We start from the raw sequence: 17,435 nt of genomic DNA, 5'->3' as shown, positions 1-17,435 counted from the left end.
GCGTCCCACCGACGGCCGGTCGCGCGTCAGGAGAACACGGCCACCAGGAAGTCCGCGCCGTCGGTGAACGGGCGCAGATCCCAGGTCGACAGCAGCAGATCGACGGTGAGCCCGGCGGATTCGGCATCGGCCAGGAATTCGGAGAACTCGTAGCCGCGGTCCGCGCCGAAACCGATGACCACCCGGCCGCCCGGCCCGCGATGCCGGGCGAAGGCGGTCAGCACCGCCGACCGCGTCGAGGGGGCGAGGAAGGTCATCACATTGCCCGCGCACACGATCACGTCGAAGTCGCGGGTCGGCAGATCCAGTTCGGCGAGGTCACCGACCAGCCAGGTCGGGCCCGGATGATCCGCTCTGGCCGCCTCGACGAGAACCGGATCACCGTCGACGCCGACCACGGTGTGCCCGGCCTCGTGCAGGTAGCCACCGATGCGGCCCGCCCCACAGCCGGCGTCGAGCACCCGCCGGCCGCGCCCGAGCATCGCGTCGATCAGGCGCGCCTCACCGACGATATCCTCGCCCGCGGCGGCGAGGGAGCGGAAGCGCTCCACATACCAGGTCGAATGCGCCGGGTCGGCGGCGGTGAGCTCATCCCAGCGGCTGGGGGTGCGCTTGCTCGGCGACGCGCTCATGCTCGGATCCTCCTCGGGTCGACCCGATCGACCCTAGCCGGTGATGCTCATCGGCTCGGCTCCGGCAGCTGGCACGAGGCGATCCGGGGATTGGCGCCCAGATAGTTGAGCGGGCCCGCGAGCACGGTGACGCCGATCGTGCCCAGGCCACCACAGTCGGTGGGCGGGTTCGCGAAGTACTGGCGCTGTGCCGCCGCCAGCAGCCCGAGCCCGAACCAGACCAGCATCAGCGTCGACAGGACGAACTTGGCGATCTGGTGCGACGGCCGAGCGTGGATCTCTCGAACTTCGCGAATCTCTCGATTGCGGCGATTCCGGCGACCGTTCATCGTCATCGCGTCCTTCCCGTTTCCGAGTAGCTCGCTGATACCCCCTGCGAACAGGGCCGATCCTGTGGAACCACCGACACGCGCGACGCTCAGTGCTATCAACAGTGCAGCCCGGCGCGCGGACAGTCAACCGTTATGCCGGTGTCGCGACCGAGGGAACCGGCCGATGCGGAAAAGCGGTGGTCAAATCCCACGACTCGGCGTGCTTGTGGGACAGAATGTCGCCATGCGGACATTTGCCGGGATGTTGCACGCTGTTGTCGCCGGAGTTCTGGTCGTCGCCGCTGGTCACGGGGTCGCGGGTGCCGCGCCGTCCGGCAGCGCCGCCCTCGATCAGCTGCCCTGGACGGTCGGTCCGGAGGGCGTCCAGGCCACCGGGGCGGCGCTGGCCGACGGCCTCACCGGCACGGTGGTGTGGTCGCGCAACGCGCACACCCCGGTCCCGATCGCCAGCATCACGAAGGTGATGACGGCCATCGTCGTGATCGCGGGCAACGATCTCGAGCGACCGGTGACGGTGCCGAACGAGGTGGTCGGGTACTGCGCCGAGCACAACGGGAGCACCGCGGGCCTGGCGCCCGGCGAGGTGCTCACCGCCCGGCAGCTGCTGTACGGGCTGATGCTGCCGTCCGGCTGCGACGCCGCCTACGCCGTCGCCGAGTCGTTCGGCCCCGGCCAGGACGCGTTCATCGCCAAGATGAACGACACCGCGCGCCTGTTGGGCCTGGCGGGAACACAATTCACCGATCCCAGCGGCCTGCCGAACCCCACCGACGACTCCACCCATTCGACACCGGTGGACCTGGTCGCGATGGGCGTGCGCGCGATGAGCCTGCCGGTTTTCCGCGAGATCGTCGCCGCCCGTGACTATTTCGTGCCCGCCGGACCGGGGAACCGTGAACACCGCTGGGAGACGACGAACCGGCTGCTGCGGGAGTACCCCGGCACCATCGGCATCAAGACCGGCAGCACCAACGCAGCTGGGCACTGCCTGCTGTTCGAGACGGTCCGGGCGGGCATCCCGGTGATCGGCGTGGTGCTGCACAGCTCGGCGCACAGCAGCGCCGCCGCCAAGGAAGACGCCGAACGGCTGCTGAACTGGGCCTACGACCCGATCATGCGCGTCCTGCAACCGGCCTGACGGCGACAGCGCGCCGATGTCGGTCGGCGTTCCTACACTGGCCGGCGTGACGCTCACTCCCGCCGATCTCCTCGGCTACACCGAACGCGACCTCGACGGCGATCTCGCCCGGTGGTTCCCGGCTGCCGAACCCGTCGTCATCCCGGCCGAAACCCGTTCGGTCGCACCGCTTCTCGACCGGCTCGCCCCCGCCGACGCGGCCGCGCTCGCGGCCTTCGACCGCCGGGTCCGCTCCGGTCGGCTGCCGCAGTTCCTCGACATCTTCGACTGGTCCTACGCCTTCGACTTCGCCGGCAACGACTGCGGCATCCTCGACGCGGACTACACCACCGAGCTGACCGACGACGACGTGTTCTCGATCGGCGCGGACGGCGGCGGCAACCTCTACGTCGTGCTCGCCACCGGCCAGATCGCGGTGTGGTTCCACGAGGAGGAAGTGCTCGAGGGCGGCACCCGCTTCGACAACCTCGACGTCTTCCTCTGGTCGTATCTGCGCTATCGGGCGGTGCGCGCGGGCGCACTCGCGCGCGCCGACGTCGAGGCCGACTTCACCGCGCTCGGCCAGGACGGCGCCCTCGCGCCGGACCTGGGGTTGCTGGCCATGATGGGGTAGCCCGGCGCGCTCAGCGGTGCGGGGCGCCCGCGGTGAAGGCGTTGTAGAGCACGCTGAGGTCGAGCGTCTCGGCCGGGTGCGTCCGCGGCTGGGCCGTGCGGTCGATCTGCCGGTGCAGCGCCTCCATCTTCTCGTCGAGCTGGGTCGCCACCTCGGCGGCCTGGGCGAGGTCGCTGCGCAGGTTCGGCGGCACCTCACCCCGGTACTTGTAGTAGATCTTGTGCTCGAGGCTGGCCCAGAAATCCATCGCGATGGTCCGGATCTGGATCTCCACCGGCACCCGCTGGGTGCGGTCGGAGCGGAACACCGGGATCGAGACGATCAGATGCAGGCTCTGGTAGCCGTTCGGCTTGCGATGGGTGATGTAGTCGCGCTCCTCGAGGACGGTGATGTCCTCCTGACCGGCCAGCATGTCCCGGATCGTGCCGATATCGGAGATGAAACTGCACACCACCCGCACACCGGCGATATCGAGCACGTTCTCCCGGATCGCGGCCAGGTTCATCGCGTAGTTCTTGCGCTGCACCTTCTCCAGCACGCTCTCGGGCGACTTGAGTCGCGAGCCGACGTGCTCGATCGGGTTGTACTCGTGGGTGTTGTTGAAGTCCTCGCGCAAGATGTTGATCTTGGTGGTGATCTCGTCGATCGCGAACTTGTAGCCGAGCATGAAGTCGACGAACTGCTCGCGCAGGACTCGGATGTCTTCGACGGTGGCGCGCTCCCCGTTCCCGGGCGGGCCGTCGTCGGCGTTGAGGTCGAGCTGCCAGGGTTTCATCGCCCTCCATTGTGCCTGCTCCCCAGGGGTTGGTCCGCGGGGTGAGGTGGGTCACGGGCCGCTGGGCCCGTCCCCGGTGCGTGCCGGGCAACGCTGCGCACCTCGGCGGGGACACTCGGTGCGATCCTCGGTCTCGTGCACTGGCTGCTCTACCGGCGGCTCGGCGTCGCCACCGGCCTCGGCCGCACCGCCCGCCGTGCGCTCGCCGTCGGGCTGGTGCTCCTGTGGATTCCCCCGGTCGTCGCGGTCGGCGCGGGGAACGCGTATTCGCCGCAGCCGATCCGGCCGATCGTGTGGTGGGGCGAGGTCTGGCTCGCGGTGATCTTCTACCTGCTGATCGGGCTGGCCGTGCTCGGCGTGGTGTTCGCGGTGGCCCGGTTGCTGAAGTTCCGGCACCGTCGCGGGCTGATCCAGGTGGCCTCGGGCGTGCTGGTCGTGGCTTCCCTCGGGACGGTCGCCTACGGCGTCACCGAGGCGAACGACCTGCGGGTGCTCGAGACCGACCTGTCCTTCGCCGAGCTGCCGCGCGCGGCCGACGGGCCCCGATATCGATCCGCTCGCGGGGCTGCGCGCGAAGAGCGGGAAGTTCGTCGTCGCGGGTAATCACGAAGGGTACGTGGACCGTCCGGACAACTGGCTCGACTACTACGACGCCCTCGGTCTCACCACCCTGCGCAACAGATGCTCATCGCCCACCAGCCCCTGCAGGGCGCCGGGGCGAGTGAGCGCGGGGTCGACCTGCAACTGTCGGGACACACCCACGGTGGTCAGATGTGGCCGCTGAGGTATCCGGTCGGCTGGATCAACGGCACCGTCGCCGGTGCGAGCCGCATCGGCGACCTGCAGCTGTACACCACGCGCGGTATCGGCGCGTGGGGCCCGCCGGTCCGCGTCGGCGCGCCGCCCGACATCACCGTGGTGACGTTGCGGGCCCGCTGAGGAACGCTCAGCCGTGACGCCGGAAGTCCGGCAGTTGCCAGCTGCCGTCGAAGGCCGGCCCGTCGGGGCCGTAGATGCGGAAGTAGGTGAACCAGCCTGTGCCCGGCACGGTTTGGATCCAGCGATCGGTGGGCGTGTTCGGTGGCGGGGTCGGCCCGAAGTACAGGGTCAGGGGCGCGGTCGTGTCTACATCGGCGAGTTCGTACAGGGAGCGCAGCACGGGCCGGTTCTGCGGGCTCCGCAGTTGGCTGCGCGTGCGCGCGTCGTAGGCGGTGATCGACCAGGACAGTGTCGCCGGAACCGGTTGCGCGACGGTGAGACTGTAGTAGCCCGCGCCCTCGAGGTAGGCCCCCGCGGAGTCGCGCAGGCCGAGCCAGTACAGCGAGCCGGCGCCGGGACTGCGCGCGAGCATCGCCGGTGACACGATCTGGGCCTGGTAGAACCACTTCCCGCGCGCGTACAGGTCGGTGTAGCCCGCGGCGTCGAACGTGCCGTTCGCCGGGCGCAGGACAGCCCATTCCCACCGGCTGTCGGGCCACACCTGCTTGTCCGGTCGACGATCGGCGAACGATTGCACGCACAGGTGCAGATGACCCCGGCGGGCCGCGTCGGTGAGGATGGCCGTCATCCGCCGGTCGGGGGCGAACGGGGCGCCGCGCAGAATGCCGAGCGCCGCGAGTTCGCCGTACTGGTAGTGAAAGTCGGGATTGGGCGGCTCGGAGTTCAGGATCTCGTGCAGGACTCGCCAGTAGTCGAGGGTCTCCTCCCACCGCACCGGCGAGAAGTCCAGCCCCTTCTGCTCCGAAAGATCCACCCACTCCAGGGGATTCGACTCGGCGTCGGCGTCCAGCGGATATACCCGCACCTGCTTCACGAGCTCGATCGCGGGGTCGACCTCGGTGCCGTGCGGCAGTGCGCGCACCAGCACGAGCACCCGGTTGGTCGTCGCGGTGCCGGTGAAACAGCCGTCCGGTATCGGCCCGTCGTAGCCGAGCGGCAGCAGCAGATGTCTGCCGCCCTCGGCGCCCGCCGGTCCGGGCAGCCCCAGATCGAGTACCCACCGCTGGTTGAGGTCGTTCGCGGTGCCCATGAGCGTGCCCGGCGGCACGTCGACGACCATCGGTCCGTCCGACAGGTCGATGGTGAGTCCGGCGTACGGCGTATCGGAATCGGCGGTGAAGGCGAACTGATCCGGGGTGCCGACCAGCAGCGCCATCACCCGGTTCGGCACCGCCCCCGCCGCGAGATACTCGCGCCACGTGGCCTCCAGCGAGACGGTGGGGAAGAAGAACCGATACATCGCCAGCGCCCGGTGGTAGTCCAGTTCGTCGTAGGCGCGGCGGACAGCGTCCGGGCTGGGATAGCCGCCACGAATGTACTGCGGTGCAGTCATGCCCGACCTCTTTCGTCGACAGCATCGGCCCCTCGTCGCCGACGTTAGGCAGGCGCGCACCAGCACGCTTCACCCGAAACGGATGAACCACGCGCTCCGGTGCCGCTGGGCTCGCCTCGCCTGTCGGCCGATTCGCGCGGTCACTCCGGCCCGCCGGCCGGTTGCCGAGCCGTTGTCGCGCCGTATCGGGCGGCGATGGCGGTGGCGCGCGCACGTAGCGAAGCACGTAACGACAACGGGGCCAGCGCCTCCGCGTCGGTGCCGAGCTGCCACAGCGCCCATTCGGCGTGCCGCGAGTCCTGGAAGGTCACCTCCAGCCGCAGCCCGTCGCCGTCGGGCTCTTCGGAACGGACGGCCAGCGCGGTGCGCACCAGTTCCTCTCTGCGCGCCGGGTGTACCCGGACCAGCGCGGCGATCTGGTCACCGCCGGTGCGGAACCGGGTGCTGCGTTCCTGCCAGGCCCGGTCCAGATCGACCCGGTCCGGTCGCTGTGCCGGTTCGGGCAGCTCCTGGGCGGCGAGCACCCGCGAGAGCCGGTAGGTGCGGTCCGCGCCGGACCTGGTGGCCAGGAGATAGGCCTGGTCACGCACGATCACGATGCCGATCGGGTCCACCGTCCGCCAGGAAGGCGCCCGGTCGACCGCCGCGTAGTGGATGCGCAGCTTGTGGCCGGCGAACACCGCGCGGCGGACCTCGGCCGAGATGTCGCCGGGGACCTCGTCGTCGACCAGCCGACGCGACAGCAGATCGGTCTCCGGATCGATGAGCAGGCGCTCGGCCACCTCGGCGGCGGTATCACGGTAGGTGTCCGGCAGTGCGTCGACAACTTTGAGCATGGCCGAGGCCAGCGCCGAGCCGAGACCGAAAGCCTGTGTGCCGCGCCGTGATCCGGCGACGAGCAGGGCCAGCGCCTCCTCGTGGTTCAGCCCGATGAGCTCGGTCCGGAAGCCGGGAAGCAGGGCGAAACCGCCGTGTCTCCCGCGTTCGGCGTAGACCGGGACGCCCGCGGACGACAGCGCCTCGATATCGCGCAGCACGGTGCGGGTGGACACCTCGAGCTCGTCGGCGAGCTCGGTCGCGGTCAGGCGACCGCGCTGGCGCAGCAACAACACCAGCGACACCAACCGGTCTGCGCGCACCCGAAAACCCTACCGAATACACGACACAGGATGTCGTGATTGCTTGCGAGGGTTACCACCACGGCGGCACGGACATCGGTCATCGGACCGAGGGCGCCGGTACTTCGACGAATCGAATGGAGCTGAAGTGGTACTGGAACGAACTGCGGTCAACCCGGTGACTTGGTCGGTGGCTATGGGATTCAACCAGGGCGAACTCGTCGCCGGGCACACCCGGACCCTGTACTGCTCCGGGCAGACGGCGATGAGCGGCGACGGCACGCCGCGGCACGACGGCGATATGGCCGCGCAGCTGGCGCTGAGCCTCGACAATCTGGCGGCCGTGCTCGCCGAGGCGGGCATGTCACTGGCGAATCTGGTCCGCCTCAACGTCTACACGACCGATGTCGACGTGCTGTTGCAGCACTACGGCGTGCTGGCGGCCCGGCTGGGCGCGGCCGCGGTGGCACCGGCCACCACGATGCTCGGCGTGACCCGCCTGGCGATTCCCGGCCAGCTGGTCGAACTCGAGGGAACCGCCGTGGACTGAGCGCTCGCGTCAGGCGACGCGGCGGGACGGGCGTTCCAGCACCTCCGCGAGCGGACGGCGAGGGCTCGGGGAGACCGGGGGCGCGGTGTGGTGCATCCGGCCGACCCGGACCACGACCTGGGGGTGCGCGCAGTCGTGCAACAGGGTGCGGCGGATGGTGTCACGGAGTTCGGGGATGCCCAGCGGCTCGGATTGGATGCAAGTCGACAGGCCCATGCTGGTGGCGCCCAGCAGCAGGGCACTGGTCGCCTCGCCCGCTCGGAGCTGGGCCCGGCGGTCGTCGGTCGCGGTGCAGATCACGACCCAGCCGGCATGGTCGGGGCCCTCGCCGGGGTCGTCGATGCCGGGGTCGCGGAAGGCGCGCAGCGGGATGGCGTCGGTCCGCCGCGGCAGCACCGTCGTGTGCGAGGGCACGCCGTCGTCGTGACCGGTGTGCCCGCTCCAGGACGCGAGTTCGCGGAGATAGGCCGCGTCGGTGCGGTGCCGTGCCGCCGCGGCTCGCATCGGCTCGGCCAGCAGGGGGAGCATCTGTTCGGGGATATTCCGGGCGACCGCCCCGAATTCGACAACCGAGGAGGACAACGCGCGCAAGGCGCCCGCCGGGATCGGTAGCGGCGCGAATCGGCGACGTTCGGATTTCCGCAGCAGAATCGCGGCGGCGAGCTGAATATCGGAATCGGCGGGCGGCCGCGGCGACACGGTCACCCGTGCCAGATGGGTCGGATCATCCGGGTCGGGTAGGAATTCGGGACTCGCCGACCACCCGGTGACGGCGAGCGCGACGCGCAAATGATGGAGGGCCGCGCCACAACTGACGACCATGGCATGCCCGTCGGGGTCTTCCACCGGCAACTGCCGGTCGGAATCGCTGAACAGGTCGATCCGCCCGTCGCCGACCTGCCAGCGCCAGGGCTGGGTGTTGTGCACAGACGGCGCCTTCACCGCGAGCTCCAGGGCGGCGGTCATCGTATCCACATCGAATATCAACGGTGTCATTTCACGATCCCTCCTGACGGGATTGCGGCACGCGTTTGTCATTCGCTCGTCCAGACGCGCCGTAATCGACCATAAGTCGACCCCATCGAATAAGCGAACCCATAACGTTTCAAATACCCTGAAATTGCTCCGCGCTCGCTCGGCCACCTATCGAGCTGACCGGGGAGATCGTCACCGGGGTTATCGGTTCCGTAACGAAAACAATGGATGCCCTGTGGCGGACGTCTCGCCGTCGAATTGATCAGGGGAGGTCGGCGAAGTGGACATCGTGGGCAACGGCGGTGGCGTGGAGGCCGTCGGCGGCGGGCTGGATGGCGGTGAGGCGGGCGCCGAGGGGGAGTTGCTGGAGGGGGACGACGAAGGTGAGGGTGCTGCGCAACAGGGAGAGGGGGACGGTGGGGCCGCCGAGGGTGGAGCGGACCGAGACCGGGGTGACTTCGATGCCACTGTCGGTGGGCGCGACGGTGACGAAGACCGTCGCGGGCACCGACAAGCCCGCGACCGGGAAGGTGCCGGTGACACGCAGTCCCTCGGGGCTGTGGGAGATCGACTCCACACCCGCGGGAGCGAAGCCCTGGACGACGTCGTAGGGGACCACGGCCGTCGCGGTCGCCGTGGCGGCGACGAGGTTCGAGGTGCGGTTGCCGAGCACGTCGGCCAGCGGGGCGGAGACGTCGGCGAGGGCGACATCGAGATCGTGGACGGACAGGTCCTGGCCGCGCCAGTCGCCGACGCGGATGTCGATGTCGCGGTAGGTGCCGTCGATGGCCTGGGTCAAGAACGGAACACCCCTGATCTCGACTTCGGGTGGCTGGGCGAGGTCGTACTCGGCGGCGATCGCGCGGCCGATCTCGTTCTGCGCCAACACGACTGCGACCCGGTCGCCGACGACCAGTCCGATCCCCAGGACGACGATCAGTATCAGCAACGCGCGCATACGCTCACCCTCTCGGCCATCCCACCATCATGCTGTGGATCGGGCCCGAGTGCGGGCAGGGCGACGCCGAAAAGTGGGAACCGCTAGCTGGCTCGGACGGTCACTACGGTGTCGGTGCTGGGGAATTCGATCACCCGGAGCCGACCGTTGACCAAGTCGATCGTGTCGGCGATCACCCGTCCGGCGTGATGGGCGCCACCGACGAAGCTCGTGCTGATCACCCGGAAGCTGCGGCGCGGAGTGAGGACGACATCGCCTGTGCGCAGCAGTCCGGCCGAGGTGGCGGCGCCGGGGCAACTCTCGATCGTGTTCTTGCGGCGCTGGCCGCCGAGCAAACCTAACACTGTGTGTCTCCAGTTGTGTCCATCGCGAAAACCCGCGTCCCGCCGCCGTCTCGCGAGCGGGTATCGGAGTCTTCTTACCCACCGGCCGCGCGCAGGAAACCCCAGGCAACCGGACCGGACGCCGTTCCCGATGAGCGGGAAGGGCCGCAGGCAGGTGCGCGGGCCCGGTCCTACGGTGAGCGACATGACAGCAACATCGCACTCCGACGGCGTGGCGAGCACAGTCGTGCCCGGAGTCGCCCTGGTGACCGGTGCCAGCCGCGGCGTCGGCAAAGGCATCGCGCTGGCGCTCGGCGCCGCGGGCTGGACTGTCTACCTGACCGGCCGGGGCAGCGCCGGTGACGGCGGTCCGCTGGAGGTAGCCGCCGCCGAGGTGAGTGCCCGTGGCGGCACCGGCATCGCCGTGCGCTGCGATCACCGCGACGATGCGCAGATCGCCGCCGTCTTCGCCCGCATCGCCGGCGAACAGGACGGCCTCGATCTGCTGGTCAACAATGTCTGGGCCAATCCCGACGGTTTCGCCGGTTTCAGCGATCCGTTCTGGCGTCGACCGGTCGGCGACTGGGATTCGCTGATCGGCGTCGGCCTGCGCGCGCACTACGTCGCCGCGGTCGAAGCGGCACGACTCATGGTCGCGCGCGGTAGCGGCGTCATCGCCAATATCTCCTCGTTCGGCACCCGCGGCTACCTGCATTCGGTGCTGTACGGGATGTCGAAGGCGGGCCTGGACAAGATGGCCGCCGATATGGCGGTGGAACTGCGCGGCACCGGCGTGAGCACCCTGTCGCTGTGGCCCGGCATCGTGCGCACCGAGCAGGTGCTGGCCCTCGGCGTCGAGGACATCGAGGGTTTCCCGATCGCCGGCGCGGAGACGCCCGAATTCGTCGGGCGGGTCGTGCTGGCACTGGCCACCGATCCGTCGATCGGCGACCGCAGCGGCGCCACGGTGATCACGGCCGAGGCGGCGCTCGACTACGGCATCACCGACATCGACGGTGGACAACCGGTCTCGCATCGCGCGGCCTTCGGCGGCGGCGCGGTCTTCGGCATTCGAGAAGAAGAGGAACAGTGATGGATCTTTCGGGCAAGGTAGTGCTGGTCACCGGTGGTGCGCGCGGTCTGGGCGCGGCCTTCGCGCACGGAATCGTCGCCGCGGGCGGCAGCGTCGTGATCGGTGACCTGCTGGACGCCGACGGTGCCGCCGTCGCGGCGGACCTGGGGGAGCGCGCCCGCTTCGTGCACCTCGACGTCACCGACCCGGCCTCGTGGCAGCATGCGGTCGATACCGCGGTGGAGGCGTTCGGCGCGCTGACCGGGCTGGTCAACAACGCCGGAGTGACCGCCTCGGGCGTTCCGCTGGTCGACGAGCCGTTGGAGACCTTCCAGCGGGTGATCCAGGTGAACCTGGTCTCGGTCAACATGGGCATCCACGCGGTGGTGCCCGCACTGCGGGCGGCCGGTGGCGGCTCGATCGTCAACATCTCCTCGGCCGCCGGACTCGTCGGCCTGGCGCATACGGGCGCCTACGGCGCGGCCAAGTGGGGCGTGCGCGGGCTGACCAAGGTGGCCGCGATCGAACTCGCGAGCGACCGGATCCGGGTGAACTCGGTCCACCCCGGCATGGTGCTCACCCCGATGACCGCGCCGACCGGCATCGGCCTCGCGGACGGCGGTTTCCCGAACGCGCCGCTGGGCCGGGTGGGCCGTCCCGAAGAACTGGCCGGTGCCGTCACCTACCTGCTCAGCGACGCCGCGTCGTACACGACCGGCGCCGAGCTGGCCGTCGACGGCGGCTGGACCGCGGGCCCGCCGGTCGTCCGCGTCGACGGCTAGCCGCACTCAGCGTCGAACAGCGCGGCGGCACGCCAGCATCTGATCGGCGCCCGCCTGGAATTCGTATCCGACATCGACGATCCGTGTCCGGACCCCGCGCTCGCGCAGATCCGCGCGGAGCCGGTCGAGATCGCGGTAGCGCTGTTCGGTCGCGATCGGGAGCAGCGGGAAGATCCGTGCCTCGGCGCCCACCCGGAGAAGTTCGCCGATCGCGGCGAGGTGGAACTCGTAGTCCAGGTCGGCGGCGTAGCTGAACAGCAGGTGCGAGCTGAGCACGAGGTCGAAGGCGTTGTCGCCGAAGGGCAGATCGGGCAGCCGGCCCGCCACGTAACGGTCCGGTTCGGCCCGGCTGTGCGCGCCGAACAACTCCGCCGCGCGCTGCCGGACTGTCAGGTGCTCGGCCGGGTCGGCGAAGAACGTCCACCGGAACTGCTCCGGATGCGCGCGGACGTAGTCGTTGCCGCGCACGGCCTCGCTGACCGCGGTGGCGGCGACCGCGGTCGTGCCGTCGTCTTCGTAGGCCAGGTCGCAGGCCGTCACGTCCCCGCCGAGCCCGCGGACCTCGGCGGTGAACCCGGCCGCGCCGCCCGGACAGTCCAGGAGGCGGCGGCGCAGGTCGGCGTCGGTGAGGGCGAACATCGACCGATATTCGCTCAGCGAGCGAGAGCTGATCAGGAAGCCGCCGAACGGCTGATCGCTGGTGTCGTCGGAAGTCATGGCCGGTACCCCGTTCTCGTCGGGGCCGCCGACCGGCGCGGAGCGCGGGTCCGACGCGAGGACGGGATGCGGCCGCTCGGAGGGCGGCCGCACGCACAGTCGATGACGGCCGCTATCGCGGCCACCACTCCTGCGCTGTCATCGTCACCAGCCCATTGAAGCACAGCACGCCAGCGGTTTTCGGCGCCCGTTCACAGCAGGCGTTGCCTGCCGTGGGCGGCGAACTCCGCCGCCAGTTCCGCTCTGTCGACCTCGGTCATGCGGTGGTAGCGCGGCTGCCCGCGGCCCGCCCAACGGTAGACCGGCTCGTCGGTGCGCCAGCCCTGCTCCTGGAGCACGCGCTTGAGGACCTTGTTCGATCCGGTCACCGGCAGATTCGCCGAGACCCGTATGAATCGCGGCATGCCCTTGGATCCGAGATCGTCTAGAGCGCAGAGGAACGCGGTGAACTCGTCGAGATCGAAGCGGTCCGGATCGGCGACTTCGACCGCGGCCATGACCTGATCGCCGGAGCGCGGATCGGGCACCCCGAACACGGCGGCGGCGATCACGGCGCGATGACGGCGCAGCACCTGTTCGATCAGCAGTGTCGAGGTGTTCTCGCCGTCGACGCGCAGCCAATCACCTTTGCGGCCCGCGAAATACAGGAATCCGTCGGTGTCGATGTAGCCGAGATCGCCGGTCCAGTACCAGCCGTTGCGGATCCGGTCGGCGTCGGCGGCCTCGTTCTTGTAGTAACCCTCGAAGACGAGCGCGCCCGCCTTGTCGATCATCTCCCCGATGGCCTCGTCGGGATTGCGGACCCGGCCGTACTCGTCGAGCTCGGCCCGCGCGCACTCGCGCAGCGTGTCCGGATCCACCACCGCGACACCGGGACGCGCGGGTCGGCCGAGCGCGGCCGGCGGTGCGGCCGGATCCCGCGCGGCCAGGCTCGGTCCCTCGCTGGAGCCGTAGCCCTCGTGCAGCTCCGCGCGGAAACGGCGCCGGAACTCGCGCTGGTCGGCCACCGACGCCTCGGTCCCGAAACCGCGAACCAGCGGATTGTCCGCGTCGAGCGCGGTTTCGGGAGTGGCGAGCAGGTAGCCCAGCGCCTTGCCGACATAGGTGAAGAAGGTCGCGCCGAAGTACCGCACATCCGGAAGGAACTGCGACGCCGAGAATTTCGGGGTCAGACAGACCGTCGCGCCGACCGTCAGCGCGGGCGCCCACAGCGCCATGATGGCATTGCCGTGGAACAGCGGCATGCAGCAGTAGTCCACGTCGTCACGGACATGCCCGAACTTCGCCGCCGCTGCGTAGGCGACCACCGCGAGACGGCGCTGGGTGCACCGTACCGCCTTCGAGGTCCCGGTGGTGCCGGAGGTGAACAACAGCAGCAGCAGATCCGTCGGCCCGCCCAGCGCCGCGGGCTCGACCCGGTGGGCAGTGACGCGGTCGGCGTAGTCCGGGCTGTCGACCAGCAGGAACCGGTCCTCGGTGAGGCCGTGATCGAGCTGCCGCAGTCGGGTCATCCCCGCCGCGTCGGTGACGATCAGCTGACAGTCGACGTACCGGATGTCCTCGACCAGCTGGGCATTGCCGCGGGTCGGATTGAGCCCGGCGACGGTGGCGCCCGCCAGGGCCGCCGCGCCCAGCCAGAAGACGAAATCGGGCACGTTGTCGAGCAGCACGCCGAGGTGGAACGGACCCGCGCGGCGCAGGGCGCGGGCCAGTTCGGCACGGGCGGCCGACTCGCGGACGACCGCGTCCCAGGTCCAGTCGGCGTCGCGGGTGCGCAGGCCGAGACGCTGATCGCCGAGCCGGTCGAGCAGCATGGTCGCGATATCCGCGCGGTGCGGGCTCGGCTGTTCCGTCTGATCCTCCGACAGCTCCACCTCGAGCAACGCCGGATCGGCGAGTCCGGCGGCGAGCTCACCCGGCGGCGGCTCGGTATCGTTCGCATCCATCTCGGCACCTCCACTGGCGGGGACTGTCGACCAGACTGTCAGCAGCATGCCGGGTCGCCGCCGCTTTCCACCCCGGTTGTCCCGCTGGATGGCACGGGTCGAAGTCGGGCGTGGGCTAGGCTCGCCCGCTATCTCATCGAGGCCCGCGCACCACGGTGACCGGAATCGCTCGCGCGGCCCACGAAAGTTTGGTCACTGTCACCAACGCGACCGGTCTGGTTTCGTAGGGTCGCAAGAATCCGTAGATCTTCCATTCGCCCACGAGCGGGCGCGCCACGATGGGTTCTGGTGCAGTGCCTGCCGACCGGGCACCGCCGTGGCACGGGGGCCGCGGCGACGAGGCACTTCCCGGCAGTGTGGCCGGGCCGGCGAAAGCGCGAAGAAATGCCGAGTGACGTCGTCGATGTGGTCGTGGACTTCGCCGTCCCGCGTCGGCCGCTGTGGGATGTGCTGCTGGAGCCGCAGAGCTATCCGCGCCTGTGGACCGGAATCGGTGGGTGCGAGCGGATTCTGCACCCCGACGGCGGCACCGTCTGGCAGGTCAGGATCGGCGACGCGGCCCTCGGCGTCCGGACCGTCGGCCTGGCCCTGACGATCGGCCGCTGGTACGAGAGCTTCGAACTGCACAATCCGGAGACCGGCAGCTTCGCCATGGTGCGGCTCACCGGCGCCGAGGACCGCACCTCGGTGAGCGTGACCGTGTTCGCCGCACCCCGCCTGCATCCGGCGCTGAAAGGCGCGACCAATGCCACCGTCATCGGTTGGGTCAAAGACGGTCTGCGCCGGGCGGCCGACCTGGTGCGCGGGGCGCGGACCTCGGTGGTGGCCAACGGCGACCGGGCCCCGATCCGGCGCACCACCGAAATCGCGCGGTGGTGGGTGAACTCTGGCCTGGTCGCCCCGCCGCTGACCTCGGCCCGGCAACTGCGGTCGCTGTACCGGTGGGGATTCAATCTGGCGGGCGGCTACGCCGCGGGCGCCGCGCACAGCCCCGACCAGCTCGCGCTGCTCGACGACGTCAGCACCGTGACCTTCGCCGAGACCGACAAGCGCACGACCGCGCTGGCGGGCGCGATGTACGAGGTCGGCCTGCGCGCGGGCGACGCGGTCGGCCTGCTGGCCGGAAACCATTGCGGCATGGTCGAAACCATGGTCGCCGCCGGGAAGCTCGGTGTCGACGTGGCGCTGCTCAATGCCGGGTTGTCCGGACGGCGCATCGAGGAGATCGTGCAGCGGCACCGTCTCTCGGCACTGTTCGTCGACACCGGCTTGGCCCATCTCGTGCAGTACCTGCACCGCGATCTGCCCCGCTTCGTCACCGACGACGTACCCGCGCACCCGGGCCGGACCTCCATCGAGGACCTGATCGCTCTGCGCCGCACCAAGTTTCCGGTGCCGACGGTGCCCGGCAGGCAGATCGTGCTCACCTCGGGCACCAGCGGCACCCCCAAGGGAGCGCGCCGTCCGCACGCGAAGGGCTTCGACACCCTCGTCGCGCTGCTGTCGCGGATTCCGATCCACGTGGGCAGCACGATGATGATCCCCGCGCCGCTGTTCCATACGTGGGGACTGTCCGCGCTGCAACTGAGCACCGCCGTCCGCGCGACCGTGGTGCTGACCCAGGGCTTCGACGCCGAGGATTGTCTGCGCCGCATCGCCGAACACCGGGTCCAGACGCTGATCGCGGTGCCGACCATGGTGCAGCGCATGGTCGACCTGCCCGAGGCGGTCCGCGCCCGCTACGACCTGAGCAGCCTGCGGCACGTGATCAGCTGTGGCGCGCCGCTGGCGGCGATCACGGTGGACCGCTTCCTGACCGACTACGGCGACGTCCTGTACAACCTCTACGGCTCGACCGAGGTCTCCTGGGCCAGCGTGGCAGGCCCCGAGGACCTGCGGGCCGCACCCACCACGGCCGGTCGGCCGCCGCTGGGCACCCGCATCGCCGTTCTCGACCCCGATCGCGCGCCGGTACCGATCGGCATGATCGGGCGGATCTTCGTCGGCAACCACATGCTGTTCGACGGCTATGTCAGCGATACCCCGCCGGAGGAGTCCGACGGCATGCTCGACACCGGTGACCTGGGCTATCTCGACGCCGAAGGCAGGCTGTTCGTGGCCGGGCGCGACGACGAGATGATCATCTCCGGCGGCGAGAACGTCTTCCCGCGCCCGGTCGAGGAGGCACTGTCGTACCTGCCGCAGGTCAGCGATGTCGCGGTGGTGGGTGTGCCGGATCGTGAGTTCGGGCAGCGGTTGGCCGCGTTCCTGGTCAAACACGAGGGCTCCGGCCTCGATTCGGACATGGTGCGCACCTACGTGCGCAACCGGCTCAGCCGCTTCTCCGTGCCGCGCGATGTCACCTTCCTCAACTCGCTGCCGCGCGGGGAGACCGGCAAGGTACTCAAGCGGCTGCTGGTCGATCCGGAGGGACTGGCGGGCTGAGTCCGGGGCGAGCTCTCAGCGCGGCCGATCCTCACCGCCCGCGGTGCCGGGCACGGCGATCCGGCCGCTGTAGATCGCCCGCAGGGACGTCGCGGCGAAGGCGGCGCAGTAGTCGATCAGGTCCGCGATCGGCACCTCCAGCCGTCCGCTGTGCTTCTCGACGATGACCCGCTCCAGCGTGCCGACCACCGAGAGCGCGAAGATGTCCATCACCTCGGCGGCCGGGTGCTCCTCGGGCCGGGCACTCGTGCCGGTCGCCGCGACCAGCCGGGCGAAACGCCACAGTGCCTCGCGCATACGGTCTTCGGCGCCCGCCCCCGCCGGTTCGACGAAGACGACCCGGAGTGTGCGTGGATCGCGATCCAGGGCAGTGAGATAGGTGCCGATGCCGGCGCGCAGCTTGTCGGTGCCCCGCGCGGGGGTCGCGGCGACGGCCGCCGACACCGCGCGGTACAGCTCGTCGATGACACGGTCGAAGACCGCGGCGAACAAATCCCTGGTGCCGCTGAAGGATTCGTAGAAGTAGCGGTCGGTGAGCCCGGCCTCGCGGCACAGGTCCTTCACGCCGGTCGCGGCGTAGCCGTGGGTGCCGAACAGCGTGAGCCCGGCGGCGAGCAGCTTCTCGCGTCGGGCGGCGGCCCGCTCCTGGGCGCCCATGCCACCGTAGGTGCGGCCCGGCCGGGCCGGGGTGCTCACCGCGTCACCGTGATCGTCATGTCGGCATTGT

General features: G+C 69.9%; 19 protein-coding genes. 8 read left to right on the top strand and 11 right to left on the bottom strand.

The window, feature by feature from the left end; all coding sequences use genetic code 11:
- Positions 1-26: 26 nt before the first annotated feature.
- Positions 27-632, bottom strand: coding sequence for a class I SAM-dependent methyltransferase (locus V8688_RS01480; RefSeq protein ID WP_342799978.1), 606 nt, complete (start codon positions 630-632; stop codon positions 27-29).
- Positions 633-679: 47 nt separating this feature from the next.
- Positions 680-859 carry a hypothetical protein gene (locus V8688_RS01475; RefSeq protein WP_218721078.1) on the bottom strand — a complete coding sequence of 60 codons (180 nt, stop codon included), beginning with the start codon at positions 857-859 and terminating at the stop codon, positions 680-682.
- A 328-nt stretch (positions 860-1,187) separates the two neighbouring features.
- On the opposite strand from V8688_RS01475, the gene V8688_RS01470 reads away from it, so the two are divergent.
- The gene (locus V8688_RS01470) at positions 1,188-2,102 is read left to right on the top strand and encodes a serine hydrolase (RefSeq protein WP_316574216.1); all 915 of its coding nucleotides are present in this window, start codon (positions 1,188-1,190) and stop codon (positions 2,100-2,102) included.
- A gap of 46 nt (positions 2,103-2,148) precedes the next feature.
- On the top strand, positions 2,149-2,715 hold the full coding sequence (locus tag V8688_RS01465) for a hypothetical protein (RefSeq protein WP_218721046.1): 567 nt from the start codon (positions 2,149-2,151) through the stop codon (positions 2,713-2,715).
- A gap of 10 nt (positions 2,716-2,725) precedes the next feature.
- Here V8688_RS01465 and V8688_RS01460 read toward each other — a convergent pair whose 3' ends face one another.
- On the bottom strand, positions 2,726-3,490 hold the full coding sequence (locus V8688_RS01460; protein ID WP_316574218.1) for a GTP pyrophosphokinase family protein: 765 nt from the start codon (positions 3,488-3,490) through the stop codon (positions 2,726-2,728).
- Positions 3,491-3,625: 135 nt separating this feature from the next.
- On the opposite strand from V8688_RS01460, the gene V8688_RS01455 reads away from it, so the two are divergent.
- Together V8688_RS01455 and V8688_RS01450 are read left to right on the top strand one after the other, a co-directional pair.
- Positions 3,626-4,093, top strand: coding sequence for a hypothetical protein (locus tag V8688_RS01455; protein ID WP_342799977.1), 468 nt, complete (start codon positions 3,626-3,628; stop codon positions 4,091-4,093).
- 78 nt (positions 4,094-4,171) lie between these two features.
- Positions 4,172-4,429: a hypothetical protein gene (locus tag V8688_RS01450; RefSeq protein ID WP_342799976.1), complete on the top strand. Its 258-nt coding sequence runs from the start codon at positions 4,172-4,174 to the stop codon at positions 4,427-4,429.
- Between the two features lie 7 nt (positions 4,430-4,436).
- Here the strand turns inward: V8688_RS01450 and V8688_RS01445 are convergent, their stop codons facing one another.
- Together V8688_RS01445 and V8688_RS01440 are read right to left on the bottom strand one after the other, a co-directional pair.
- Positions 4,437-5,822 carry a DUF1214 domain-containing protein gene (locus V8688_RS01445; protein ID WP_218721048.1) on the bottom strand — a complete coding sequence of 462 codons (1,386 nt, stop codon included), beginning with the start codon at positions 5,820-5,822 and terminating at the stop codon, positions 4,437-4,439.
- A gap of 140 nt (positions 5,823-5,962) precedes the next feature.
- Positions 5,963-6,961 (bottom strand): WYL domain-containing protein, encoded by a 999-nt coding sequence (locus V8688_RS01440; protein WP_218721049.1) that lies wholly within the window; start codon positions 6,959-6,961, stop codon positions 5,963-5,965.
- A gap of 133 nt (positions 6,962-7,094) precedes the next feature.
- Between V8688_RS01440 and V8688_RS01435 the strand changes: the two genes are divergently transcribed.
- The gene (locus V8688_RS01435; protein ID WP_218721080.1) at positions 7,095-7,490 is read left to right on the top strand and encodes a RidA family protein; all 396 of its coding nucleotides are present in this window, start codon (positions 7,095-7,097) and stop codon (positions 7,488-7,490) included.
- A 9-nt stretch (positions 7,491-7,499) separates the two neighbouring features.
- Here the strand turns inward: V8688_RS01435 and V8688_RS01430 are convergent, their stop codons facing one another.
- From V8688_RS01430 to V8688_RS01420, 3 genes are all read right to left on the bottom strand, one after another.
- On the bottom strand, positions 7,500-8,486 hold the full coding sequence (locus V8688_RS01430) for a hypothetical protein (protein ID WP_218721050.1): 987 nt from the start codon (positions 8,484-8,486) through the stop codon (positions 7,500-7,502).
- A gap of 241 nt (positions 8,487-8,727) precedes the next feature.
- Entirely contained in the window at positions 8,728-9,423 is a 696-nt protein-coding gene (locus V8688_RS01425) for a DUF2993 domain-containing protein (RefSeq protein ID WP_342799975.1), read from the bottom strand.
- A gap of 83 nt (positions 9,424-9,506) precedes the next feature.
- Complete coding sequence (locus V8688_RS01420; RefSeq protein ID WP_218721052.1) at positions 9,507-9,767, bottom strand: hypothetical protein; 261 nt, start codon at positions 9,765-9,767, stop codon at positions 9,507-9,509.
- A gap of 184 nt (positions 9,768-9,951) precedes the next feature.
- Between V8688_RS01420 and V8688_RS01415 the strand changes: the two genes are divergently transcribed.
- The gene (locus tag V8688_RS01415) at positions 9,952-10,839 is read left to right on the top strand and encodes an SDR family NAD(P)-dependent oxidoreductase (RefSeq protein ID WP_342799974.1); all 888 of its coding nucleotides are present in this window, start codon (positions 9,952-9,954) and stop codon (positions 10,837-10,839) included.
- Positions 10,839-11,600, top strand: a complete 762-nt coding sequence (locus V8688_RS01410) for a glucose 1-dehydrogenase (protein WP_218721054.1) — start codon at positions 10,839-10,841, stop codon at positions 11,598-11,600. The genes V8688_RS01415 and V8688_RS01410 overlap by 1 nt, the downstream gene beginning before the upstream one ends.
- Positions 11,601-11,606: 6 nt before the next feature.
- Here V8688_RS01410 and V8688_RS01405 read toward each other — a convergent pair whose 3' ends face one another.
- Complete coding sequence (locus tag V8688_RS01405) at positions 11,607-12,317, bottom strand: hypothetical protein (RefSeq protein WP_342799973.1); 711 nt, start codon at positions 12,315-12,317, stop codon at positions 11,607-11,609.
- Between the two features lie 191 nt (positions 12,318-12,508).
- A complete protein-coding gene (locus V8688_RS01400; RefSeq protein WP_342800002.1) occupies positions 12,509-14,131 on the bottom strand; it encodes an AMP-binding protein in 1,623 nt (540 codons plus the stop codon).
- 516 nt (positions 14,132-14,647) lie between these two features.
- On the opposite strand from V8688_RS01400, the gene V8688_RS01395 reads away from it, so the two are divergent.
- Positions 14,648-16,708, top strand: coding sequence for an AMP-binding protein (locus tag V8688_RS01395; RefSeq protein WP_342799972.1), 2,061 nt, complete (start codon positions 14,648-14,650; stop codon positions 16,706-16,708).
- A gap of 15 nt (positions 16,709-16,723) precedes the next feature.
- Here V8688_RS01395 and V8688_RS01390 read toward each other — a convergent pair whose 3' ends face one another.
- The gene (locus V8688_RS01390) at positions 16,724-17,404 is read right to left on the bottom strand and encodes a TetR/AcrR family transcriptional regulator (protein ID WP_308248637.1); all 681 of its coding nucleotides are present in this window, start codon (positions 17,402-17,404) and stop codon (positions 16,724-16,726) included.
- Positions 17,405-17,435: the final 31 nt, after the last annotated feature.

This window comes from Nocardia sp. No.11 (assembly GCF_038752175.1).
In the GTDB taxonomy this organism is placed as follows: domain Bacteria; phylum Actinomycetota; class Actinomycetes; order Mycobacteriales; family Mycobacteriaceae; genus Nocardia; species Nocardia canadensis.
This window is presented reverse-complemented; position numbering and strand designations above follow the sequence as displayed.

What these genes read in the sequence shown, in the direction of transcription:
- V8688_RS01415 (WP_342799974.1), top strand. Translation starts at nt 9,952, where the DNA reads ATGACAGCAACATCGCACTCCGACGGCGTGGCGAGCACAGTCGTGCCC.
- V8688_RS01475 (WP_218721078.1), bottom strand. Translation starts at nt 859, where the DNA reads ATGCTGGTCTGGTTCGGGCTCGGGCTGCTGGCGGCGGCACAGCGCCAG.
- V8688_RS01410 (WP_218721054.1), top strand. Translation starts at nt 10,839, where the DNA reads ATGGATCTTTCGGGCAAGGTAGTGCTGGTCACCGGTGGTGCGCGCGGT.
- V8688_RS01405 (WP_342799973.1), bottom strand. Translation starts at nt 12,317, where the DNA reads ATGACTTCCGACGACACCAGCGATCAGCCGTTCGGCGGCTTCCTGATC.
- V8688_RS01425 (WP_342799975.1), bottom strand. Translation starts at nt 9,423, where the DNA reads ATGCGCGCGTTGCTGATACTGATCGTCGTCCTGGGGATCGGACTGGTC.
- V8688_RS01470 (WP_316574216.1), top strand. Translation starts at nt 1,188, where the DNA reads ATGCGGACATTTGCCGGGATGTTGCACGCTGTTGTCGCCGGAGTTCTG.
- V8688_RS01400 (WP_342800002.1), bottom strand. Translation starts at nt 14,131, where the DNA reads ATGCTGCTCGACCGGCTCGGCGATCAGCGTCTCGGCCTGCGCACCCGC.
- V8688_RS01395 (WP_342799972.1), top strand. Translation starts at nt 14,648, where the DNA reads ATGCCGAGTGACGTCGTCGATGTGGTCGTGGACTTCGCCGTCCCGCGT.
- V8688_RS01480 (WP_342799978.1), bottom strand. Translation starts at nt 632, where the DNA reads ATGAGCGCGTCGCCGAGCAAGCGCACCCCCAGCCGCTGGGATGAGCTC.
- V8688_RS01450 (WP_342799976.1), top strand. Translation starts at nt 4,172, where the DNA reads ATGCTCATCGCCCACCAGCCCCTGCAGGGCGCCGGGGCGAGTGAGCGC.
- V8688_RS01430 (WP_218721050.1), bottom strand. Translation starts at nt 8,486, where the DNA reads ATGACACCGTTGATATTCGATGTGGATACGATGACCGCCGCCCTGGAG.
- V8688_RS01460 (WP_316574218.1), bottom strand. Translation starts at nt 3,490, where the DNA reads ATGAAACCCTGGCAGCTCGACCTCAACGCCGACGACGGCCCGCCCGGG.
- V8688_RS01445 (WP_218721048.1), bottom strand. Translation starts at nt 5,822, where the DNA reads ATGACTGCACCGCAGTACATTCGTGGCGGCTATCCCAGCCCGGACGCT.